This window comes from Agromyces bauzanensis, assembly GCF_014645655.1.
Lineage (GTDB): Bacteria > Actinomycetota > Actinomycetes > Actinomycetales > Microbacteriaceae > Agromyces > Agromyces bauzanensis.
On sequence record NZ_BMMD01000005.1, the window covers coordinates 17,522 to 34,311 of the forward strand.

Here is a 16,790-nt window from a genome sequence, read left to right on the forward strand (position 1 = left end):
CGACTCTCGGAGACCGACCTCCATGCGCTCATCCCGTCACGCCCGCTCCGCCGGCGCGTTCATTGCCATCGCCCTCACCCTCACGGCGTGCACCGCAAGCCCCGAATCGGGGTCGACCGGCGAGGGCACCCTCACGATCTACGCCGGCCGGAACGAGTCGCTCATCGGTCCGCTCATCGAGCAGTTCACCGACGACACGGGCATCGAGGTCGACGTGCGCTACGCGACGAGCCCCGAACTCAACGCGCTGCTCCTCGAGGAGGGCGAACGGACCCCCGCCGACGTGTTCTTCTCGCAGGACGCCGGCGCGCTCGGCTCCATCGCGAGCGCCGGGCTCACGTCGACGCTGCCGGGCGAGCTCGCCGACCTCATCCCGGCCGGCTTCACCTCCGACGACGGCAGCTGGATCGGCGTCACGGGCCGCGCGCGGGTCATCGCCTACGACGGCGACGACCTGACGAGCGAGACCGTGCCCGACACGGTGGATGCACTGACGGCGCCCGAGTGGAGTGGTCGAGTCGCCTTCGCGCCCGGCAATGCGAGCTTCCAGTCGTTCATCACGGCGCTTCGCGTGCTCGAGGGCGAAGCGGCCGCCGCCGAGTGGGTGAACGCGATCGCCGCGAACGATCCCATCCTCACCGACAACAATCTGGCGACGCTCGACCTGGTGAACTCGGGACAGGCCGACATCGGGCTGATCAACCACTACTACTGGTTCGAGCGCGCGGCCGAGCTCGGCGAGGAGAACATGCGCGCCCAGCTCGAGTTCCTCCCGGGCGACCCCGGCGGCATCGTGAACGTGAGCGGCGCGGCGATCCTGAAGGGCGCAGCGGGCGACGCCGACGCCCTCGCCTTCGTCGAGTACCTCGTCTCGGAGGCGGCACAGCGATACTTCGTCGAGGAGACGTTCGAGTACCCGCTGGTTCCGGGCATCGACGCCCCCGAGGGCCTGCCCGCACTCGAGAGCCTCGTGAATCCCGAGCTCGACCTCTCGGACCTCGAGTCCCTCGAGCAGACGCAACGGCTGCTCGCGGACGCGGGCCTGCTGTAGGTCGCCGTAAGCTGAGACGGATGTCCCACACGCGCGCGGTGCGGCCGCCGCGAGCGTTGCTCGCGGCGGCCGTCGTCGCGTGTGCCGTCGCCGCGATCCCCCTCGCATACCTGCTCGTGCGCGTCGGCGCTGCGGGGATCGAGGAAGTCATCGCCGTGTTCGGGCGACCCCGGGTGCCGGTGCTCATCGCGAACACGGTGCTGCTCGCAGCATCCGTCACCCTCACGACCGTCGCGATCGGCGTTCCGAGCGCGTTCCTGCTCGCCCGTGCACGGCTGCGCGGCCGGGCGGTGTGGACCATGCTCGCGGCCCTGCCGCTCGCGGTGCCGTCATACCTCGCGGCCTACGGGTGGCTCGCGGCGCTGCCGTGGATGCAGGGTTTCTGGGCGGCATGGTTCGTGCTCACGCTCGTCGCCGTGCCCTACGTGACACTCCCCGTCGCCGCCGCGCTGCGGGCCGGCACGACGGGACTCGATGACGTGGCGCGCACGCTCGGACGCGGTCCGCTCGCGGCCTTCCGGCTGGGCACCTGGCCGCAGATCCGGCCCGCCGTGCTCGCCGGCGCACTGCTCGTCTGCCTCTACACCCTGAGCGACTTCGGCGGCGTGGCCCTGTTCCGCTACCAGGTGCTGACCACCGCCATCCAGCAGGCGTACGGAGCGAGCTTCAACCGCGACTATGCGGCGATCCTCGCGACCCTCCTGGTGCTGCTCGCCGTGGCGGTCGTGGTGGGCGAGCAGGTGGCTCGGGGCCGGGCCGCCCGGCAGTTCGGCGCCGTCACGGGTCCGGCCCGGCAGCGGAGGGTCCGCCTCCGACGGTGGACGGTGCCCGCCCTCGCGCTGTTGCTCGTGCCGCCCGCGCTCGCGGTCGCGGTGCCGGTCACCGTGCTCGTGGTGCGGCTCTTCGAGGCGCAGACGCTTCGGGCCGTCGATGCCGTGGAGCTCGGGTCGGCGGTCGCCAACACCGTGCTGCTCTCGGCGAGCGGCGCCGTCGTGGCGATCCTGCTCGCACTGCCCATCGGCATCCTCGCGGCCCGCTACCGCGGGCGAGTGGTGCGCGCCGTCGAGACGACGGGATACCTCGCCCTCGGGCTGCCCGGCATCGTGGTCGGGCTTTCGCTCGTGTTCTTCTCGCTCGCCGTGGTGCCGGTGTTCTACCAGACCGCGTTCGTGCTCGCCTTCGCCTACGGAGTGCTGTTCATGCCGAAGGCCATCGGCGGCATCCGCAGCGCGACCGCACAGGTGCCCACGTCGCTCGAAGACGTGTCCCGCACGCTCGGCAACGGCCGCACCCGCACGTGGTGGTTCGTGACCGCGCGGCTCGCCCGGCCCGGCATCGCCGCCGCGGCCCTGCTGGTCACCGTCACGGCCATGAAGGAGCTGCCCGCGACGCTCCTCCTGCGTCCGACCGGCACCGACACGCTCGCGACCGAGCTCTGGTCGCGCACCGACGTCTCGGCATACGGCGCGGCCGCGCCCTATGCTGTCGTGCTGCTCATGGTGGCCGCGATACCGGCGTTCCTGCTCTCGCGGGCGCGCACGGGTGAATTCGACGAGGCCGTGCCGTGAGTCGGCTCGAGGTGCGCGACCTCGTGGTCGGCTACGAGGCCGCCGACGTGCTGCACTCCGTGAGCCTCGACGTGCCCGACGGCGCACTGCTCGCGATCGTCGGCCCGAGCGGCTGCGGGAAGACCACGCTGCTGCGCACCATCGCGGGGCTCGTGCGCGCTCGCGCGGGCGAGATCCGCATCGGGCAGCGCATGGTCACGACGCACGGCATCCACCTCGCGCCCGAGAAGCGCCGCATCGGCTGGGTGCCGCAGGACGCGGCGCTGTTCCCCCACCTCACCGTCGCCGAGAACGTGGCCTTCGGGCTTCCGAGCGCCCGCGGCTCGGCACGGAGCGCGCGGCGCGCCGCGCGCGGCGCGGACGTGCGGCGGCTGCTCGACCTCGTGGGCCTCGGCGCGCTCGGCGACCGCCTCCCGGCCCAGCTGTCGGGCGGCCAGGCGCAGCGCGTCGCGCTCGTGCGAGCACTCGCCTCCGCTCCCGACGTCGTGCTGCTCGACGAGCCGTTCGGCGCGCTGGACCCCATCCTCCGCGCGGAGCTGCGCACCTCGGTGCGGGAGCTCCTCCGCGAGGAGGGCGTGACGGGCATCCTCGTGACCCACGACCAGGCCGAGGCCCTCTCGATCGCCGACCTCGTCGCGGTCATGCGCGGCGGCGAGGTGCTCCAGCTCGACACGCCCGAGCAGGTCTACCGCCGGCCCGCGACGCCGTGGGTCGCGGGATTCGTCGGCGACGCGGTGTTCCTGCCCGGCACCTGGCACGGCGACGAGGTGGCGTGCACGCTCGGCCGGCTCCCCGCCGACTGGGTGTCCGATGACCAGACGTCGACGTCTCTGGCCGACGTCCCCGTCGACGGAGCGCCCGTCGAGGTGTTGGTGCGCCCCGAGGAGCTCACGCTGTCGCCGCTCGCGGACGGCGAGTCCGGCCGGCGCCGTGAAGCCGGCGAGTCTCGCGACGAGTTCGCCGCGACCGTCGTCGACATCAGCTACACCGGCCACGACGCCATGCTCACCCTCGTCGCGGGCGAGCTGCGGCTCCGGGCGCGGGTCACCGCGGCGGGCCTCCTGCCAGTCGGCTCCCGGGTGGGCGTGCGCGTGGCGGGTCGCGTGCTCGCCTACTCCGCCCGGGCGTAGCGGAGCAGCAGCAGGTCGCCCGCGGGGATCGCGTGCACGAGCCGCATGCGGCGCTCCGCCTCGCTCGCTCCGCGCACCATGCGTCCGGCGTCGCCGCCCACGAGCATCGGGCTGAGGCTCAGGCACAGCTCGTCGACGAGGCCCTCCTCGACGAGCGCACCGAACAGGTGCGGGCCGCCCTCGCAGAGCAGCTGCGGCATCCCGGCCTCGGCGAGCGCGCCCAGCATGGCGCGGACGTCGAGGGCCTCGGACCCGACGGTGAGCACGTCGGCCACCTCGCCGAGCGCCGCGCGCCGCTCGGCCGGGGCGGACGCGTGCGTCACGAGGATCGGGCGCTCCGCGGCCCCCGCGAAGAACGCGTGCTCGGGTCCGAGGTCGAGGCGCGAGGACACCACGGCGACCCGGGGCTGGCTCGGGAGGCCGTGCGCACGGCGCCACGCGGCATCCGTCTCGTCGACGCGCACGCCGCCGTAGCCCTCGACGCGCACCGTGCCCGCCCCGATGACCACCACATCGGCGAGCGTGCGCAGCACCCCCATGGCCAGCCGATCGGTCTCGTCGCCGAGGCCGCCGCTGCGCCCCTCGAGGGTGACGGCGCCGTCGAGGCTCATCACGAAGTTCATGCGCACGCGCGGCGTGGCCCGGTCGTCGATGGCGTACGCCGCCAGCAGCTCCTCGCGGCCGATCGCGGCGATCATCGGTTGTGCTCCAGGACGACGGGCGCGCGCCACCCCTCGATCGCACCGAGCATCCGCACCGCGTCGACCGTCTCGCGCACATTGTGGACGCGCACGAGACGCGCACCCCGAATGACGCTGTACACCGCGGCGGCGATCGACCCCTCGACGCGCTGCTCACGAGGGCGGCCGAGGCTCTCGCCCACGAAGTCCTTGTTCGAGAGGGCGACGAGCGTGGGGTAGCCGAGCGCGACGACCTCGTCGAGGCGGCGGGTGAGCTCGAGCGAGTCGAGCGTGTGCTTGTTGAGATCGTGGCCCGGGTCGACGATGATGCGATCGGATGCCACGCCGCGGGCCTCGGCGAGAGCAGCGCGCTCGCCCAGGAACGCCACGACGTCGGCGACGACGTCGTCGTAGCGGGGCGACGGGTATGGCGTTCGCGGCGCGGCGAGACTGTGCGTCACGATGACCGTGGCCCCTGCCCCGGCCACCACGTCGGCCATCGCGGGATCGTGCAGGCCTGTCGTGTCGTTCACGACGTGCGCGCCCGCCGCGAGCGCCTCGTGCGCGACCTCGGGGTGGAAGGTGTCGACCGAGAGCACGGCGCCCGATCCGGCCAGCGCGGCGACGACCGGAAGCACGCGGTCCAGCTCCTCGGCCACCGGCACGGGCGGCCCCGGGGCGAACCTCGCGCCGCCGATGTCGAGCCAGTCGGCGCCCTCCTCGATCGCACGGTGGGCCGCCGCGACGGCCGCGCCGAGCGAGTCGGTGCGCCCCCGGTCGTAGAACGAGTCGGGCGTGCGATTCACGATCGCCATGACGGCGACCTGGCGCGAGAAGTCGAAGTCGCGCGGTCCGATGCGCCGGCGCATGGCTGGCGAGACCACGCTCATCCGGCGGCAGCGGCGAGTGCCTCGAGGGGCACCGCCGGATCGCTGAGGCGCCGGGGATCGACCACGGCACGCGAGCGGATGAGTCGCTGCACCGCGTCGTTGACGTCCCACACGTTGACGTTCATGCCGGCGACGACGCGGTCGTCGCGGAGCCAGAACGCGATGAACTCACGGGCGTCGCGGTCGCCGCGGAATACCGGGACGACACCCGCGGCGAGCACGCCGTACCCGGAGTATTCCATGCCCAGATCGTACTGGTCGGTGTAAAAGTACGGGATCTCGTCGTACTCGACGGCCTCGCCTGCGAGCGAGCGCCCGGCGGCCCTTCCCGCGTTCTCGGCGTTGGCCCAGTGCTCGATGCGGATGCGCTGCCGCAGCACGGGATGGAAGACGCTCGCGACGTCGCCGACGGCGTACACGTCGTCGGCGCTCGTGCGGAACGCGGCATCCGTCAGCACACCGCGGTCGACCTCGAGGCCGGCGGCCTCGGCGAGCCCCGTCTCGGGGACCGCGCCGATGCCGACCACCACGACGTCGGCGGGCACCACGTCGCCGCCCTCGAGCTCGACGCCCGTGACCCGGCCGCCCTCGCCGCGGATGCCCGCGACGCTCGTGGACATGCGCAGGTCGACGCCGTGTTCGCGGTGGAGGGCGGCGAAGACCGAGCCGGCGTCGTCGCCGATGGCGACGTTCAGCGGCACGGTCTCGAGGCCGAGCACCGTGACGTCGTTACCGTAGCCGCGCGCCGCCGCGGCGACCTCGAGGCCGATCCAGCCTGCACCGATGACCACGACGTCTCGCCTACCGGCTCGCAGCGCGTCGCGAAGGGCGACCGAGTCCTCGACGGTGCGCAGCAGGTGCACCCCCGCGAGGTCGGCGCCCGGCCCGCCGAAGCGGCGGGGCGACGCGCCCGTCGCGAGGAGGGCGCGCCGGTACCGCAGCGCCCTGCCGTCGTCGAGCTCGATCGCGTGCGCCGACGGGTCGAGCCGCGCCGCGCGTCGCCCGAGCAGCACGTCGACGCGCCGCTCCTCGTACCACTCGGCAGGGTGCACGTCGATGGAGTCGCGCCCGGCGTCACCCGCCAGGAACTCCTTCGAGAGCGGCGGTCGGATGTAGGGCAGCGCGGCCTCGCCCGCCACGATGACGAGCGGTCCGTCGTGGCCCGCGTCGCGTGCGCCCTCGGCCGCCCGCGCACCGGCGAGCCCGCCGCCGATGATGACGATCGCGTCCTGCTCGGGCATGTCCATCCACCTCACTCCATGATCCCGCGCAGGCCGCACCGCGCGAGGAACTCGCGTCGCGTGCGCCCGTCGTCGCGGACGACGCCCACGAACGAGCTCGTGACCGTTCGCGTGCCCCGCGCCTGCACGCCTCGCACCGACATGCAGAGGTGTTCGGCCTCGAGCACGACCCCGACACCGGCCGGGGCGAGCTCGGCCTCGATCCACCCGGCAACCTGCCGGGTGAGCCGCTCCTGCACCTGCAGGTCGCGGGCGAAACGTTCGACGACCCTCGCGAACTTCGACAGGCCGAGGAGCCGCGCGCCCGGCACGTAGCCCACGTGCGCCGTGCCGCTGAACGGCAGCAGGTGATGCTCGCAGAGCGAGTCGAACGGGATTCCGGCCACGACGATGAGGTCGTCGTACCCCTCGTCGTTCGGGAACGTCGTGGCCTCGAACGGGCGCGGGGTCAGCAGCTCGATGAACGAGTCGGCGACCCGGCGCGGCGTCTCGGCGAGGTGCGGCGAGCGGATGTCGCGGCCGAGCGCCGTGAGAAGCTCGGCCACGGCCGCCGTGGCGCGTGCCCGGTCGACGGGCTCGACGGTCTCGCCGGGTGCCACGGCGGCGCGCTCGATCGAGTGGGCGGACGTATCGGGTGCGACCGCATGCAGGTGGGCCCTGGCCGCACCCGGCTCGGCGAGTTCGATCGAGGTCATGCCGTACACCCTTCCGTCGATCTCGACGCTAGGCCCGCCCTGTTCTTTTGTCAATGAATGTTGTTTTTAGAGCTATGATCGGCTCATGGCATCCGATGACGGAGTGAGCTTCGAGCAGCGGCTGAGCGCGGTCTCGGCGCTCGCCGATCCGCTGCGCCGACGCGCGTACGAGGTCGTGGCCCGCAGCCTCGAGCCACTCGGCCACGACGCCGTCGCCACGACGCTCGGCATCCCGCGCTCGACGGCCGCATTCCACCTCAACCGGCTCGCCGCCGAAGGGCTGCTCGACGTGGAGTTCCGCCGGCTCGGCGAACGCATCGGCCCGGGGCAGGGCCGGCCCGCCAAGGTGTACCGGCGCACCGACGCCGACCTCGCGGTGCAGCTGCCGCGTCGCCTCTACGAGGTGGCCGGGCGCATCATGGCCGGGGCGATCGCCGATGCCGCAGACGGGGAAGCACCCGTGATGGACTCGATGCGCGTCGTGGCGGCGACGACCGGGGCACGGCTCGCCGGCGCATCCGCCGATCTCGACGAGGCGCTCGCCCGCCTCGGCATGGAGCCGATGGCCGACGGACCCGACCTGGTGCTCGGCACCTGCCCCTTCCACGGCCTCGCCCGCGAGAACCCTGCGATCGTCTGCGCGCTCAACCACGCACTGGTCTGCGGCATGGCGCAGGCGGTCGGCGACGACCCCGACCGGGTCCGGCTCGATCCGGGAGCCGGCCGGTGCTGCGTGCGCATCGGCCCGCCCACGCCTGTCCAACGAGTTCCCAGCTAGGTTTCAGCCAACGCGCAGATAATCGTTCGCATGAGCGACGGACCACGCATTCTCATCGTCGACGACGAGCCCAACATCCGCGACCTTCTCACCACCAGCCTGCGGTTCGCGGGATTCGCGGTGCGCGCCGTCGGCAACGGCGCCCAGACCATCTCGGCCGTGCTCGAAGAGGAGCCCGATCTCATCATCCTCGACGTCATGCTGCCCGACATGAACGGCTTCGGGGTGACGAAGCGCCTGCGCTCCGCCGGCTACACCGCGCCGATCCTCTTCCTCACCGCCAAGGACGACACGGAAGACAAGATCACCGGCCTCACCGTCGGCGGCGACGACTACGTCACGAAGCCGTTCAGCCTCGACGAGATCGTCGCGCGCATCAAGGCGATCCTCCGGCGCACCATGCACGCCGAGGAGGATGCCGTCGTCCGCACCGGCGAGCTCACGATGGACCAGGACACGCACGAGGTGCTCGTGGGCGATGTGCCCGTCGAGCTCTCCCCCACCGAGTTCAAGCTCCTGCGCTACCTCATGCTGAACCCCAACCGGGTGCTCTCCAAGGCGCAGATCCTCGACCACGTGTGGGAGTACGACTTCAACGGCGACGCGGGCATCGTCGAGAGCTACATCTCGTACCTGCGCCGCAAACTCGACCAGCACTCCACCGAGCCGCTCATCCAGACCAAGCGAGGATTCGGGTACATGCTGAAGTCCTCCAAGCCCTGACTCAGGCTTCGCCGCCTAGACTCGGCCCGCCATGCATCAGACGATTTCCGAGCGGTGGAACCGCATCTCACTGCGCACCAAGATCACCGGCGTGACGGTGCTGATGCTCACCCTCGGCCTGCTCGTCTCGGGCATCGGCACCGCGGCCATGCTGCGCTCCTACGTCGAGGAGCAGATGGCGTCGAAGCTCGACACCATCGCGACGGGCGACCTGACCAAGTACTTCGAGCAGGACGAAGGCCGTTCGGCCGACCTCTACGGGCGCGACTTCGCCGACTCGGAGGACGTCTTCGTCGCGGTCTACCGGCCGTCGGGCGAGTACGTCGGCAACAACTGGGCGACGACCGACCGCGACACCCCGCGCATCCCCCGCACGCTCACCCAGGCCGAGGTCACGGAGCTCAACCCGGGCGAGTTCACCGTCATCCAGCTCGACGACTCGAGCGGTGCGCAGACCTACCGTGCGGTGACCGCCCTCATGCCGGCCGACAACCACGGCAACTACGCGCCCATCATCATCGCGATCTCCTCGAAGGACACCGAGCGGCTCCTCGCGGTGTACCTCACCATCTTCTTCGGATTCGGACTCGGCGTCGTGCTCGTGGGCGCCCTGCTCACTCGGATGCTCGTGACGACGACGTTCACGCCGCTCCGCGAAGTCGAGCGCACCGCGGCCGCGATCGCCGACGGCGACTTCGGCCAGCGTCTCGGCGGCGCGACGCCGAACACCGAGGTCGGCCGGCTCAACCGCTCCCTCAACACCATGCTGAACCGCATCGACCGGGCCTTCCGCGACCGCGCCCGCACGATCGAGCAGATGCGCCGATTCGTCGGCGACGCCTCCCACGAACTCCGCACCCCGCTCGTCTCGGTGCGCGGCTACGCCGAGCTCTACCGCATGGGCGCCTTGCAGACACCCGACGAGGTGGCGCAGGCGATGGACCGCATCGAGAAGGAGGCCATCCGCATGGGCGGCCTCGTGGAGGACCTGCTGGCCCTCGCCCGGCTCGACGAGGCCAAGCCTCTCGAGCTGGCCGAGGTCGACCTCGTGCCCCTCGCCCGCGACGCCGCCCTCGACGCCATGGCTGCGAACCCCGGGAGAGTCGTCACCGTCATCGCCCCCGAGGAGCCCGGCACGGCGGATGCCGCGGGCGAACGGCCGGCCGACGTCGAAGTCGAGCTCGAACCCGAGCGGCCGGTGACCGGGGCCATGTCGTTCGCCGGCGCGACGCTCGCGCGGCTCCGGGGGCGCAGCCCACGGGGCGAGGGCGCGGGCGGCGGAGGGGGCCGGCGCGGATCGGGCCAGAAGGCCGGCGCCGGGGCATCCGGTGCCTCGAAGCGGTCGGGCGGCTCGCGCAACCGCGGCTCGTCGGCCGAGACTGCCGCGACGACCGTCGCACCGGCTCCGTCGGCACCCGAGCCGAAGGCGCCCGTGACGGTGCCCGTGCGGCGTGCGGTCGTGCTCGCCGAGGAGAACAAGATCCGCCAGGTCATCACGAACCTCATGGCGAACGCGATCCGCTTCACGACCGACGGCAGCCCGCTCGAGATCCGCGTGTCGGTCGACGATCCCGCCGAGCGCGCGATGATCGAGGTCGTCGACCACGGCGAGGGCATCGCCCCCCAGATCCGGGAGAAGATCTTCCAGCGCTTCTGGCGCGCCGACACGTCGCGCACGCGCGAGACGGGTGGCTCGGGCCTCGGGCTGGCCATCGTCTCGTCGATCGTCGCGGCCCACAACGGCACGGTCGACGTGGTCGAGACGCCCGGTGGCGGTGCCACGTTCCGCGTCTCGCTGCCGCTCGCGGGGTCGGCGGCGGCCCCACAGCCGGTCACGCAGGGCTGAGCCGACTCGTCCTCACGAGGCATCCGCGACCGGATGCCACTCCCTGCGCCCCGGTCCGGGCTCGCCATGCGCATCGTTCGTCGTAGCGTGGCGCGCACCACTCGAGCGAAGGGAAACCCCATGACCACCTATCACGTCGACGCCGCACAGGTGTCCGCCGCCACCCAGACCGTGCAGGGCACGATCGGCCGCATCCAGGCCGAGGTGGCCTCGCTCCTCGGCCAGCTCACCGGGCTGCAATCCTCCTGGTCTGGCCAGGCCGCCACGGCGTTCCAGGGCGCCGTGTCCGATTGGCGGGCCACCCAACTGCACGTCGAGCAGAGCCTCGCCCACCTGAACCATGCGCTCGGCATCGCCGCCACCCAGTACGCCGAGGCCGAGCAGGCGAACGCGCGGCTGTTCCTGCGCTGACCGAGGTGTCGCGTCCGCGCAACGACCCACTCGCATACTCACCCGCCGCACGCCGCTGCGCCACTTGTAGGTCGTCTGCGCCAGCAGTGGTGGCGCAGAGGCCGCAGAAACGGCGCGCAGGCAGAGAGACGTGTGGCGCACCGACGACGAAGGGCGCCTCCCGGAGGAGGCGCCCTTCGCGCGTGGTGAGGTGCGGACTAGAAGTCCATGCCGCCGCCCATGTCACCGGCTGCCGGAGCCGCGACCTTCTCGGGCTTGTCGGCGACGACGGCCTCGGTGGTGAGGAAGAGGCCGGCGATCGACGCGGCGTTCTGCAGCGCCGAGCGCGTGACCTTCGCCGGGTCGATGATGCCCTGGGCGATGAGGTCGCCGTACTCGCCGGTCGCGGCGTTGAGGCCGTGACCGTCGGGCAGCTCGGAGACCTTGTTCGCGACGACGCCCGGCTCGAGGCCCGCGTTGAGGGCGATCTGCTTGAGCGGCGCCTCGATGGCGACCTTCACGATGTTGGCACCGGTCGCCTCGTCGCCCGTGAGCTCGAGGTTCGCGAACGCCTTCTTGCCGGCCTGGATGAGGGCCACGCCACCACCGGCGACGATGCCCTCCTCGACGGCGGCCTTCGCGTTACGCACGGCGTCCTCGATGCGGTGCTTGCGCTCCTTGAGCTCGACCTCGGTCGCGGCACCCGCCTTGATGACGGCGACGCCGCCAGCGAGCTTCGCGAGGCGCTCCTGGAGCTTCTCGCGGTCGTAGTCCGAGTCGGTGTTCTCGATCTCGGCACGGATCTGCGCGACGCGACCGGCGATGGCCTCGGGGTCGCCCGCGCCCTCGACGATGGTGGTCTCGTCCTTGGTGATGACGACCTTGCGAGCCTGGCCGAGCAGGTCGAGGGTGACGTTCTCGAGCTTGAGGCCGACCTCCTCGGAGATGACCTGTCCGCCGGTGAGGATCGCGATGTCCTGCAGCTGCGCCTTGCGACGGTCGCCGAAGCCCGGGGCCTTGACCGCGACCGACTTGAAGATGCCGCGGATCTTGTTGACGATGAGCGTCGCGAGCGCCTCTCCCTCGACGTCCTCGGCGATGATGAGGAGCTGCTTGCCCGTCTGGATCACCTTGTCGACGATGGGAAGCAGGTCCTTGATGTTCGAGACCTTGCCGTTGACGATGAGGATGTACGGGTCCTCGAAGACCGCCTCCTGGCGCTCGGGGTCCGTGACGAAGTACGCCGACAGGTAGCCCTTGTCGAAGCGCATGCCCTCGGTGAGCTCGAGCTCGGTGCCGAAGGTGTTCGACTCCTCGACGGTGACGACACCCTCCTTGCCGACCTTGTCGATCGCCTCGGCGATGATCGCGCCGATCTCGGGGTCTGCGGCGGAGATCGAGGCGGTGGCCGCGATCTCCTCCTTGGTCTCGATCTCCTTCGCCGCAGCGAGCAGCTCCGCGGTGACCGCCGCGACGGCCTTCTCGATGCCGCGCTTGAGGAGGATGGGATCGGCGCCGGCGGCGACGTTGCGAAGCCCCTCGCGCACGAGCGCCTGGGCGAGCACGACCGACGTGGTGGTGCCGTCACCGGCGACGTCATCGGTCTTCTTCGCGACCTCCTTGACGAGCTCGGCGCCGATCTTCTCGTACGGGTCGTCGAGCTCGATCTCCTTGGCGATCGACACGCCGTCGTTCGTGATGGTGGGGGCGCCCCACTTCTTCTCGAGCACGACGTTGCGACCGCGCGGGCCGAGGGTCACCTTCACGGCGTCGGCGAGCTGGTTGAGGCCACGCTCGAGGCCGCGGCGGGCCTCCTCGTCAAAAGCAATGATCTTTGCCATGTGTGTTTCTCGTCCTTTCCCGGACGTATTCAAAGATTCGTTGGTTTAGCACTCAAAACGAGTGAGTGCTAAGACGATTCTGGCACTCTACCGGCACGAGTGCAAGCGAGACCGGATGCCCCGGGGCCGCCGCCCGCCGCCGAGGCCGCCCGCCTCACGGCGCGAACGCGACCGACCCCTCGAGCGGCACGAGCTCGACCCACGTGTTGCCCGGGGCGAGACGCAGCACGCTGCCGTCGTCGGCGGTGAGCACGATGGGCGACGCCTCGGCGTCCTTCGACCAGGTGCCGTGGGCGGTCCGCCCTGCCACCGACACCCACGCCTCGCCCGAGCCGACCAGGATCGTGAGCGGCACCTCCCCGAACGGCCAGTCGACGCCGACGCGCAGGGTGACCACGTTCGTGGCGCGCACCCGCTCACCCGAGGCCTCCAGGTCGGGCTCGCCATCCTGCGAGCGAAGCCACGCGGACGCCCCCGCATCGAAGTCCCACGAGCGCGACCCACCCTCGGAGAAGGCGAGCGCCAGATGCGTCGTCGAGGCGGCAGCGAGGGCCGGCGAGGCGAGCGGGTCACCGCTGCCGAAGGCGAACTGCACCGGCGGCGGCGGCAGTTCCGCATTGCGGCCCACCGCCTCGGTGGCGTCGAGGATCACGTCGTGCGGTCCGGGCCGGTCGGCGGCGCGCTCGAACAGTCCGGTGTCGTCCTCATCGAACACGAGGTTCACGAGCGAGGTCGCCTTCATGAGGTCGACGAAGTACTCCTGGCCGCCCGAGTACGCGATGACGCCGCCGAACGGCGAGACGATGGCCGGGTCCATGGGCCGGATGGAGCGCACCGGGCCGACTGCCTCGGGCACGTCGGAGTGCCAGACCACGAGGTACCGCGTGAGCCCGCCCTCGACGAGTTCCTCGAACACGATGTCACTGCGGTTCAGGGCGAGCTGCGGCCGAGCGCCCGGGTGGTTGTCGATCTTCACGGCGAGCGACGGATGCCGCAGCCCCGCGGCATCGGCGGGCGTGCCGCGCAGCGGTGCGAACGCCACCGCGGTCGGCGGACCGCCGTCACCCACCGGTCGGGTCGGCTTCGGCGGCAGGAGGACGTCGACCGGCACTTGGGCGCACGCGGACAGCAGGAAGGCGGATGCCACGACCGCGACGAGCGGCATCCCCCACGCACGGGCCGTACCGGCCGCGCTCCCCATGGCGTCATGGTACGACGGCACCCGGGCGCGCGCCATCGACGCGCCATCGGGTCATCCGTTCCCTGCCGCCGGCGGCCCCCCTACGTCGGGACGGCGGACGCGCCACCGGAGCACCGGCGACGCGCTCGAGCGCGAAGGTCAGGCGGGGCGGACGGCCTCGGCCTGCGGCCCCTTCGAGCCGGTGCCGACCTCGAAGACGACCTGCTGGCCCTCCTCGAGCACCTTGTAGCCCGCCATGTCGATGGCGGAGTAGTGGACGAAGACGTCCTGACCCCCGCCGTCGACGGTGATGAACCCGTAGCCCTTTTCAGCGTTGAACCACTTGACGGTTCCGTTCGCCATGCGTTGCTCCCATGTTGCCGTTGTGCAGATCAGCACGTGCCTCTCGCCTGTACCGGGCCCCCTCGGATCGTGCCGACCGGGCGCCGCGCGCGGCGCCGGGCTTTCCACACGGGATCGAGCGACCAACCCCAGATAACAACGACGAGATACGGCGGCACAAGAGCGAGCACGCACGAAATGGTCGCAGAATGGCAACGATTCGGCGGGTTTCAGCCGCCCGTGGCCGTGGCGTAGTCGGAGCCCACCACGAGCACGAGCGGGGTTCCGATCTCGGCGAACTGTTCCGAGAGTCGCACGTCGGCCTCGGGCACCGCCTGGGCAACACCGCGAGCGGCACCCTCGAGGTCGGGCGTCGCGTAGTAGACGACCGTCTCGGGGAGGTCGCTGGTGTCCGCGTTCGCGGTCGTGCCGACGGGGATGCCCGCCGCGGCGAGCGCCTCGCCGGCCCGTGCGGCGAGGCCCGAGGTCGCGGTTCCGTTCAGCACCGTGACCGGGATGTCGGGCGCGATCGTCGGCGGCGCGGTGACGACCGGCGTCGGCGAAGGCGCGGCGGCCGTGCCGGGGTCGCCGAACTCCAGGCGGTCGTTGAGGACGACCACTCCGCCGATGCCCACGGCGACGAGCACCAGCGTCGCGAGCGTCGCCCAGCCGAACGCCACCCAGCGCGCGCCGCGTCGGGCCGGCGCCCGGTGCGCGCCAACCCGCTCGATGCCGTGCGGGATGGAATCGAATCGATCGCGGGGGAACTTCTGCGCCATGGGTCCAGTCGGGGGTCGGGGCCGTGCTCAGTCGAGCGGACGGCCGATCAAGAGGGAGCGACGCGCGCGCGCAACCGCGCGCGCCTCGCGCATCCGCTGCAGGCGCTTGACGAGCATGGGGTCGTGTCGGAGCGCTGCCGGCGAATCGATGAGTTCACCGAGGATCCGATAGTACCGGGCGGCCGAGATGCCGAACTCCTCGCGGATCGCGTCGGCCTTCGGGCCCGGATGCTGCCATGCCCCGGCCTCGAACTCCAGCACGTGCATCGAGCGCTCGTCGAGTCCGCCGTCGTCGCCACGGGCGGGCATCGGCTCGGCGCTCATGCATCCTCCCCGTCCTGGCGGCGGGTCTCCGCCTGTTGCACATCCTAGGGACTCGCCGCCGTGAGGACGTCGAGGGCGGCGGCGTGTGAGGCGAGGCGGAACATGGCGCATCCGTCACGCGTTGCATGGTGCGGGCGAAGACCTGCGAGCATGGTCGGTGGGGCCCGCACACGATCGGAAGGAGCGCCCATGGCGTATCGCGTGATCAAGACGGACGAGGAGTGGCGCGCCGAGCTCGGTGAGGAGCGGTACGCGGTGCTCAGGGATGCCACGACCGAGCGTCCATGGTCGGGCGAACTCCTCGACGAGGAGCGCGCCGGCGTCTACGCCTGCGCCGCATGCGGAGCCGAGCTCTTCAAGAGCGGCACCAAGTTCGACTCCGGCTGCGGCTGGCCGAGCTTCTACGAATCGGTGCGACCCGAGGCCGTCGAGCTCATCGAGGACACCTCGCTCGGCATGGTCCGCACCGAGGTTCGGTGCGCCGCATGCGGCTCGCACCTCGGCCACGTCTTCCCAGACGGGTTCGGCACGCCCACGGGCGACCGGTACTGCATGAACTCGATCGCCCTCGACTTCACCGCGGAGTCCTGAGCCGTGGCCTCCGCTCTGGAGGCCTCGCTCGCGAGGCGGTCGTCGCCCAAGGTGACCGATTCCGCACCGGATGACGCGGCCCTCAGGACGCTCCTCGAGGGCGCGGCGCGCGTCGCCGACCACGCGTCGCTGCGCCCCTGGCGGGTCATCGCACTCCGCGGTGCCGCCCGTGAGCGACTGGGCCAGGCGCTCGCGACGGCGGCCGGCTCCGAGGGCGACGCCGCCGCGAAGCTCGCCGCGAAGCCCCTCCGCGCCCCGCTCCTCGTCGCGATCGTCGCCGCGGTGACGCCCGGGCACCCCAAGGTCCCCGAGTGGGAGCAGGAGGCGTCGGCGGCGGGTGTCGCCCACGTGCTCAGCCTCCTGCTCGACGAGGCGGGCTGGGGCGTGATGTGGCGTTCGGGGCCGCACACGAGGCATCCGCTCGTCGCCGAGATGCACGGCCTCACGCCGAACGAACGCCTGCTCGGGTGGCTCTACGTGGGCGGAGTCCCGGCTGGCGGCCGCGTCGAAAGGCGGACCGATCGGCTCGCGACCACGCGTCTCACCACGCTCGACTAGCCCCCGGTCGCTCGACCGGCGGATGCAGCGTGCCCGAGCCGCCGCCGCGGCATCCGTCTCGGAATTCTCGGTCTCGGAATTCTCGGTCGGGAGCCGGCTGCGGGACTCGAACCCGCAACCACCGCTTTACAAGAGCGGTGCGCTACCAATTGCGCCAAGCCGGCCTGAGGTCTGCACCTCGCG

General features: G+C 71.7%; 18 protein-coding genes and 1 tRNA gene. 9 read left to right on the forward strand and 10 right to left on the reverse strand.

Annotated features, from left to right (window positions below; all coding sequences use genetic code 11):
- Positions 1-22 precede the first annotated feature (22 nt).
- From IEX31_RS05860 to IEX31_RS05870, 3 genes are read left to right on the forward strand one after another with little or no spacing between them, the layout of a single operon-like run.
- A complete protein-coding gene (locus IEX31_RS05860; protein ID WP_188742514.1) occupies positions 23-1,051 on the forward strand; it encodes an iron ABC transporter substrate-binding protein in 1,029 nt (342 codons plus the stop codon).
- A 20-nt stretch (positions 1,052-1,071) separates the two neighbouring features.
- Positions 1,072-2,619, forward strand: coding sequence for an ABC transporter permease (locus IEX31_RS05865; protein ID WP_188742515.1), 1,548 nt, complete (start codon positions 1,072-1,074; stop codon positions 2,617-2,619).
- A complete protein-coding gene (locus IEX31_RS05870; protein ID WP_188742516.1) occupies positions 2,616-3,749 on the forward strand; it encodes an ABC transporter ATP-binding protein in 1,134 nt (377 codons plus the stop codon). The genes IEX31_RS05865 and IEX31_RS05870 overlap by 4 nt, the downstream gene beginning before the upstream one ends.
- Here IEX31_RS05870 and IEX31_RS05875 read toward each other — a convergent pair.
- The 4 genes from IEX31_RS05875 to folE are packed head-to-tail and all read right to left on the reverse strand — an operon-like array spanning position 3,731 to position 7,255.
- A complete protein-coding gene (locus IEX31_RS05875; protein ID WP_188742517.1) occupies positions 3,731-4,447 on the reverse strand; it encodes a pyrimidine reductase family protein in 717 nt (238 codons plus the stop codon). The two genes, IEX31_RS05870 and IEX31_RS05875, sit on opposite strands and share 19 nt — an antisense overlap.
- On the reverse strand, positions 4,444-5,319 hold the full coding sequence (gene folP / locus IEX31_RS05880) for a dihydropteroate synthase (protein WP_188742518.1): 876 nt from the start codon (positions 5,317-5,319) through the stop codon (positions 4,444-4,446). Before folP ends, IEX31_RS05875 begins: the two co-directional genes overlap by 4 nt.
- Positions 5,316-6,560 carry an NAD(P)/FAD-dependent oxidoreductase gene (locus IEX31_RS05885; RefSeq protein WP_188742519.1) on the reverse strand — a complete coding sequence of 415 codons (1,245 nt, stop codon included), beginning with the start codon at positions 6,558-6,560 and terminating at the stop codon, positions 5,316-5,318. Before IEX31_RS05885 ends, folP begins: the two co-directional genes overlap by 4 nt.
- A gap of 11 nt (positions 6,561-6,571) precedes the next feature.
- Complete coding sequence (gene folE / locus IEX31_RS05890) at positions 6,572-7,255, reverse strand: GTP cyclohydrolase I (RefSeq protein WP_188742520.1); 684 nt, start codon at positions 7,253-7,255, stop codon at positions 6,572-6,574.
- A gap of 85 nt (positions 7,256-7,340) precedes the next feature.
- Between folE and IEX31_RS05895 the strand changes: the two genes are divergently transcribed.
- The 4 genes from IEX31_RS05895 to IEX31_RS05910 all read left to right on the forward strand — a co-directional run bounded on the left by IEX31_RS05895 (position 7,341) and on the right by IEX31_RS05910 (position 11,013).
- Positions 7,341-8,033, forward strand: coding sequence for a helix-turn-helix transcriptional regulator (locus IEX31_RS05895; protein WP_188742521.1), 693 nt, complete (start codon positions 7,341-7,343; stop codon positions 8,031-8,033).
- A 30-nt stretch (positions 8,034-8,063) separates the two neighbouring features.
- Positions 8,064-8,756 carry a response regulator transcription factor gene (locus tag IEX31_RS05900; protein WP_188742522.1) on the forward strand — a complete coding sequence of 231 codons (693 nt, stop codon included), beginning with the start codon at positions 8,064-8,066 and terminating at the stop codon, positions 8,754-8,756.
- A gap of 31 nt (positions 8,757-8,787) precedes the next feature.
- Positions 8,788-10,602: a sensor histidine kinase gene (locus IEX31_RS05905; RefSeq protein WP_188742523.1), complete on the forward strand. Its 1,815-nt coding sequence runs from the start codon at positions 8,788-8,790 to the stop codon at positions 10,600-10,602.
- A gap of 120 nt (positions 10,603-10,722) precedes the next feature.
- Positions 10,723-11,013: a WXG100 family type VII secretion target gene (locus tag IEX31_RS05910; protein ID WP_188742524.1), complete on the forward strand. Its 291-nt coding sequence runs from the start codon at positions 10,723-10,725 to the stop codon at positions 11,011-11,013.
- Between the two features lie 197 nt (positions 11,014-11,210).
- On the opposite strand, the gene groL is transcribed toward IEX31_RS05910, so the two are convergent.
- The 5 genes from groL to IEX31_RS05935 all read right to left on the reverse strand — a co-directional run bounded on the left by groL (position 11,211) and on the right by IEX31_RS05935 (position 15,458).
- Positions 11,211-12,833 carry a chaperonin GroEL gene (groL, locus tag IEX31_RS05915; protein ID WP_188742525.1) on the reverse strand — a complete coding sequence of 541 codons (1,623 nt, stop codon included), beginning with the start codon at positions 12,831-12,833 and terminating at the stop codon, positions 11,211-11,213.
- Positions 12,834-12,987: 154 nt separating this feature from the next.
- Positions 12,988-14,034 carry a DUF3048 domain-containing protein gene (locus tag IEX31_RS05920; RefSeq protein ID WP_188742526.1) on the reverse strand — a complete coding sequence of 349 codons (1,047 nt, stop codon included), beginning with the start codon at positions 14,032-14,034 and terminating at the stop codon, positions 12,988-12,990.
- A gap of 138 nt (positions 14,035-14,172) precedes the next feature.
- Complete coding sequence (locus tag IEX31_RS05925) at positions 14,173-14,376, reverse strand: cold-shock protein (RefSeq protein WP_136708612.1); 204 nt, start codon at positions 14,374-14,376, stop codon at positions 14,173-14,175.
- Between the two features lie 209 nt (positions 14,377-14,585).
- Entirely contained in the window at positions 14,586-15,134 is a 549-nt protein-coding gene (locus tag IEX31_RS05930) for a LytR C-terminal domain-containing protein (protein WP_188742527.1), read from the reverse strand.
- A 27-nt stretch (positions 15,135-15,161) separates the two neighbouring features.
- The gene (locus tag IEX31_RS05935) at positions 15,162-15,458 is read right to left on the reverse strand and encodes a DUF3263 domain-containing protein (RefSeq protein ID WP_188742528.1); all 297 of its coding nucleotides are present in this window, start codon (positions 15,456-15,458) and stop codon (positions 15,162-15,164) included.
- Positions 15,459-15,647: 189 nt separating this feature from the next.
- Here IEX31_RS05935 and msrB point away from each other — a divergent pair, with 189 nt between their 5' ends.
- Positions 15,648-16,049 carry a peptide-methionine (R)-S-oxide reductase MsrB gene (gene msrB, locus IEX31_RS05940; RefSeq protein ID WP_188742529.1) on the forward strand — a complete coding sequence of 134 codons (402 nt, stop codon included), beginning with the start codon at positions 15,648-15,650 and terminating at the stop codon, positions 16,047-16,049.
- Positions 16,050-16,052: 3 nt separating this feature from the next.
- Positions 16,053-16,607 carry a nitroreductase family protein gene (locus IEX31_RS05945; protein WP_188742530.1) on the forward strand — a complete coding sequence of 185 codons (555 nt, stop codon included), beginning with the start codon at positions 16,053-16,055 and terminating at the stop codon, positions 16,605-16,607.
- Between the two features lie 91 nt (positions 16,608-16,698).
- Here the strand turns inward: IEX31_RS05945 and IEX31_RS05950 are convergent.
- Positions 16,699-16,771: transfer RNA gene (locus IEX31_RS05950), tRNA-Thr, on the reverse strand.
- Positions 16,772-16,790: the final 19 nt, after the last annotated feature.